Consider the following 5,034-nt stretch of genomic DNA (forward strand, 5'->3'; position numbering starts at 1 on the left):
CCGTCAGTCTGGATGATGAAAACGTCAAGGGCATTCATATGTCCCGACTGTTTCTGAGTTTGAATCAGCGTCTGGCTGATGCCGAGCTTTCTTTGCCTTTAGTAAATGAAATCCTGAAAGATTTTGTGCAAACTCATGAGGATATGAGTAAGAACAGTTTTTTGACGCTGTCCTATGAGCACTCTTTGAAACGGCCGGCTTTACTTTCTGATCATGCGGGCTGGCGGGCCTATCCCATTAAGATACATAGTGCGTACCGCGGGGGCGTCTTTCAGCATCAGATGCAGGTTCGCCTGACGTATTCGAGTGCCTGTCCCTGTTCGGCGGCTTTATCGCGGCAGTTAATTCAGCAGGCATTTGAGAAAACCTTTGGTAATCGGAGTGAAATTTCTCATGAGGAGGTCTTTCAGTGGCTGGGAACCCAGGAAGCGATATTGGCGGTGCCTCACAGTCAGCGCAGCCACGCTGATGTCCTGGTGGAGTTAGACAGCGAACTGGAAGATTTTCCGATTGAATCTCTGATTGATTATCTCGAACGGGTGATTGCGACGCCGGTACAGACCGCGGTCAAACGTGAAGATGAACAGGAGTTTGCCCGTTTGAACGGAGCGAATCTGATGTTCTGTGAAGACGCGGCCCGCAAAGTGAAGGCGGCGTTAGAGCAATTTACGGGAGTCCACGATTTTCGCGTGGAGATCAACCATCTGGAAAGCCTGCATCCCCACGATGCGGCTGCGGTTGCGACGGGGAATTCTAGTTCGGAATCGTAAATTTTCTACGTTGATGGCTCTTGTTGAATTTTCTGTTCCGTAAACCGCTGTTTGCTTTTTTCCGCCATACTCCGAAGTCTTGCCATGGTAGATGGATCTGCTTCGATCTCTGCTTGTATGGCTCTGGTTTCTGCCTGATCTGTTTTGGAATCAGTCAGCTTTTGATAGTTTCTCAGGATCTGCTTTTCACTTGATTGAAGAAGCCCGGGAGCGACCGCTAGATAAATCAGCGCGAACAGTAATGCAGTGACAGCACAAGATTTTGCCAGCATCCGACCCGCGTGGTTTAGTACGATTCGTTTTCGCGTCTGTAGTAGCTTGGGAAATCCCCCCGTAATAAACCGAGATTGACGCTTTAGATACCAGAGACACAGAATCGAGAGGGAAATCAAAGTCGCAATAATTTCTCCCGCCAGCCAGTACCAAATCAGACAGACCTGGGTGGCAGTTTGGCTGTACAGGCTAAAATAGTTTTCCGGGATGCCAGGTACGGCATACAAACCTAAAATATTTCTCCAAGTGACGGGGTAGATGGGGTCTGTGAGGTTAACCGGGATTTGGTATACCCTGGCAAGATTTAATCCGTAGGGAACTGTGATGGCGGCTAAGAGCAGAATCAGTCCCCCGATGTAAAATGATGCCGATTGCGAATGTCGTTTCTCACTGAAGAATTTTCTGGAAAAACGCAGCGAAAGCACTCCGAACAGGAGCATGACGGCAGCGATAGCAACGATGGTTGCCACCGGGGTTTGAAACCACCACTGGTAAAGGTCGGTATATTGAGAGACGATCAAAACCGGGATGGACATAAAGAAACTTAGGGAAAAAATTTGTGGCCAGGGTACGGAAAATCCAGCATGAATCAGGTACAGGAAACCCAGAACAAACAGTAAGTAGCCGATCCAGTAGATCCACTGCAGCGCTCTCCATTGTAGCTGAAGAGGTACGATTTGAGCGGGGAATAATCCCCATACTAAGAGGCTCATCCCGGCCCCGAGTAGCCAGCAGACTAAGGGACGCCAAAATCCCATCTCGACGAATTCCGAATTCGGATCACTTCTGCCTGACCAGCTAATTCCTCCAGCGACTAACGCGCAGACAAGCGAGATGAAAATCAGATTCAGTGATGTAGCCGAGAGCAGGGCTAACCGAAAATACTGGGGAGTGTCGTTGGAGGGGGCCCGCTGCTCGATGCGTTTCAGAACTTCAGTATTGATGTTCTGTGTCAGGAGTGCCTGGCTGTATTCTTTTGAGAAAGCTTCGTACTCTGCGGGGTTTAGTATCCCGGGATCTTCCTCCTGCAGTTTGAGCAAGTCGACCAGTCCATTGATGCGAAGTAAGAGCTTCAAATCGGTGAGATAAAGATAGGAATGATCAGTGACAAGCTGTTCCGAAATACTCAGATTGCGGCGTGCTTCAGCTGCAGCGGCACTGTAATGTTTCTGGTTGGCGGCAGAGTTAAATTCCTTTTGTAACATTAATAACAGTTCCACCAGGATTAACTGTTCCCGGGTTCTCCCTTTTCTGCTTTCCGCCATGGAGATCTGGTAATTGATTGAAATCCCGATCTGTGAGAGGAAAGCTAACGTCGCGGCTTCTCCGGTATATCCAGTATCCAGGAACTTTTTCTGGAGTCCGGCGTTGAGTTTTTGACGTGACTGCTGATATTGCGAAGGATCTAGAATATTGATTTGTGGACTATCCGGTTTGATCTCACTCGAAATGGACCATAAATGGAGGGCTGCCAGGTAGTCATAGAGGGCATTCTCTGGATCGTGTCGGGTACATTCATCGAGGACAGCCTGCCAATCCTGCTGACGGGGAATCAGTTTTATCGGTTGCTGTTGTGTTTTCTGCAATTGAAACAGTAGCAGTGCTCGATTGCGCCAGAGATATTTATTCTCAGGATCCAGCTGTGTGGCCAGTTTGCTCTGTTCCAGGCAGGCTTCACGGGCCTGGGGTTCAAAGTCATCCTCCATTGCTTCAACGGTCTCGTGATCCCATTCTCGATCAATAATAAGGAGGTAATATAAACTGCGTTTATCAAATCTGGTGGTGGCATAGTGTCTGAGCTGATAAAGCTTGCGAGGTGTATCCAGCATCCAGGCTGCTCCCAGTGCCACTTGGGGATCGAGTTGCGCTGCTTCGTTTTCCTTGGACTGTTGAATCCAAAAATCGGCCTGTTCTGCAGGAGTTCGGTAGGAAACGGGGATTTCCCAATTGTAGAGTGAGCGGATTTGCGCGCTCCCTTCATCGCCGAGCAGTTTCCAACTGTCGGCTGAGACACCCAAAGTCCATAGTAGACGAGAGGCGAGAACTAAAAAGAGTAGTAGCAATAGAGCGAGTGGCCAGCGAGAACGAAATTTCATAAAATTTCCATGCTAGTCAGATTAGTTCGATTGTCCTGTAACCTTCTTCGTAATGTGAACAGGCATCCGCGTTGCCAAAAGGCTATCAGCCCGATTTTATATTCCGGTTCCATTCTTCATCATCCCTGAAATCATTTCATGATTTATTAATCAGGGATCCGCAGTCGGTCTCGATCTAAATACTCGTGGGAAAAGTTGAGTTTTACTTTGCCGTCATTGCGTACATCAGTAATCGCCCCGCTCTGCCATACGCCGATCGGGTTGAGAAATTGAATCCGCATTCCGCCAGTTAGTTCTGTGCTGGAAGTAACAGCTGAATAGCCGTCGGCATTCGTTTCTTTTTTGGCTGCATTTAAACGTAATTCATTGGTAACTTTCGCGCGTGCTCTCCCTGCCTCACGCAAAATACTTTTCACAGTCTCCACTAAAGCAGGATTTCCACTAAGTCGCTTTCTCTCTTCTGCCACACGAGCCATGAGTGGTTTACGCTTTTCACTAAACTCCTTATTGAGGGCCATCGAGTCTTTGAGTGGTATGTTCTGGTCTTTTCGCATTTTAGTCAGCTCGAATGAATTTTTCGCCATTTTTTCCTCGAGTGCAATCAGTTTCGGCGCTGCTGCTTGCGCACTTGCCTCATTTTTAATTGAGGTAAGAAGATCAAGTTGCTGACTTTGATAAGACAGCGAACGATCCATCAGTGACTCAGGGGTACTGGAAAGTCCGACGGTTTGGCCCACATTTTTCCAGTCAACCACAAAAATAACGATTACCAAAACTAGAACAGTCCCGGCTATGCCTGCAATCAACCCGATAGGCAGGTTCGTTTTCGTCGATTTTTTCTGTTTCGAACCAGAACTTTTCTTCTTCCTCCTGCGAGGAGACTGATATTCGTCTTCCGAGGATTCTTGAGGTGGTCTGCGTCGACGACGTTTACGAGGGGGAGTATTCATGCGACATGTTTCTCACTATCAATGCGTATCAACCAATGCGTATCAACACTAATTAAGAACGTTCAGAATCAAGAATTTACAGCATATGGATTCTGATTATTTGTTGTCAACTGCCAGATGTTCGAATGTATCATTAATGCAACATTCTGCCCGCCCCTTTCTATTTGGGGTGCGCCTGAAACGGTTCGCTCACTCAACTTCGCGTCTCTCCCCCGTGTCTCATGTTTGGTGATTGTGCTCTCTCTTTCGTTCATCTGGTGCTGGGAGCCGCGATGGGGTTTGCTGGTTCTATTTTTGCCTGAGTCGGGACTTTTTTGATGTTCATTCTTGCGGAGAGTTGTTGGATGCCATAATTTAGTTTTATTAAAGAAATTACTTTTCGTTCTAGATCAGGAAAGCTCCAATGCATTTGAAAAGACAACTCATGATATCCTGCTTCTGTCTGGCTGCAGTTTTTACAGTCAACGTCGAAGCCGGTGAGAAAGTGGTGGCTCCCAAGGATGGTGTGATCAAGCTGTTTAATGGCAAGAACCTGGATGGTTTGTATGTCTGGAATCGTGGCACCGAATACGAAGATCCCCGTAAAATCTTTACGGTGAAAGATGGCATGCTGCATATTTCCGGCGACGGTTATGGTGGATTGATCACGAAGAAAGACTATCGCGATTACCACATGGTGATTGAATTCAAATGGGGTGAAAAGACGTGGGGCGCTCGCAAAGACCGTACGCGTGATTCCGGCGTGTTGTTTCACTGTCATGGTCCCGACGGCGGCTATGGGAGTACCTGGATGGCATCCATTGAAGCTCAAATTATCGAAGGGGGCGTGGGTGATATTCTGGTCTTAACGGGTAAAGACCCTAAGACCGGAGCAACCATTCCGACTTCACTGACATCGACAATTACCAAAGACCGTGATGGTGAGAAGGTCTGGAAAAAAGGGGG

General features: G+C 47.8%; 4 protein-coding genes. 2 read left to right on the top strand and 2 right to left on the bottom strand.

Translation table 11 applies throughout. From position 1 onward, the window contains the following. The coding region (gene folE2, locus Q0668_RS21635; RefSeq protein ID WP_298868471.1) for a GTP cyclohydrolase FolE2 at positions 1-770 on the top strand (770 nt) is incomplete at its 5' end. 5 nt (positions 771-775) lie between these two features. On the opposite strand, the gene Q0668_RS21640 is transcribed toward folE2, so the two are convergent. Both Q0668_RS21640 and Q0668_RS21645 read right to left on the bottom strand, forming a co-directional pair. Beyond that, entirely contained in the window at positions 776-3,139 is a 2,364-nt protein-coding gene (locus Q0668_RS21640) for a hypothetical protein (RefSeq protein ID WP_298868473.1), read from the bottom strand. Positions 3,140-3,285: 146 nt separating this feature from the next. Further along, positions 3,286-4,089 carry a hypothetical protein gene (locus tag Q0668_RS21645; protein WP_298868475.1) on the bottom strand — a complete coding sequence of 268 codons (804 nt, stop codon included), beginning with the start codon at positions 4,087-4,089 and terminating at the stop codon, positions 3,286-3,288. 403 nt (positions 4,090-4,492) lie between these two features. Here Q0668_RS21645 and Q0668_RS21650 point away from each other — a divergent pair. Beyond that, positions 4,493-5,034: DUF1080 domain-containing protein (locus tag Q0668_RS21650; protein ID WP_298868477.1), on the top strand; the 542-nt coding region annotated here is incomplete at its 3' end.

It is taken from the genome of uncultured Gimesia sp., from assembly GCF_937910335.1.
Classification (GTDB): Bacteria; Planctomycetota; Planctomycetia; order Planctomycetales; family Planctomycetaceae; genus Gimesia.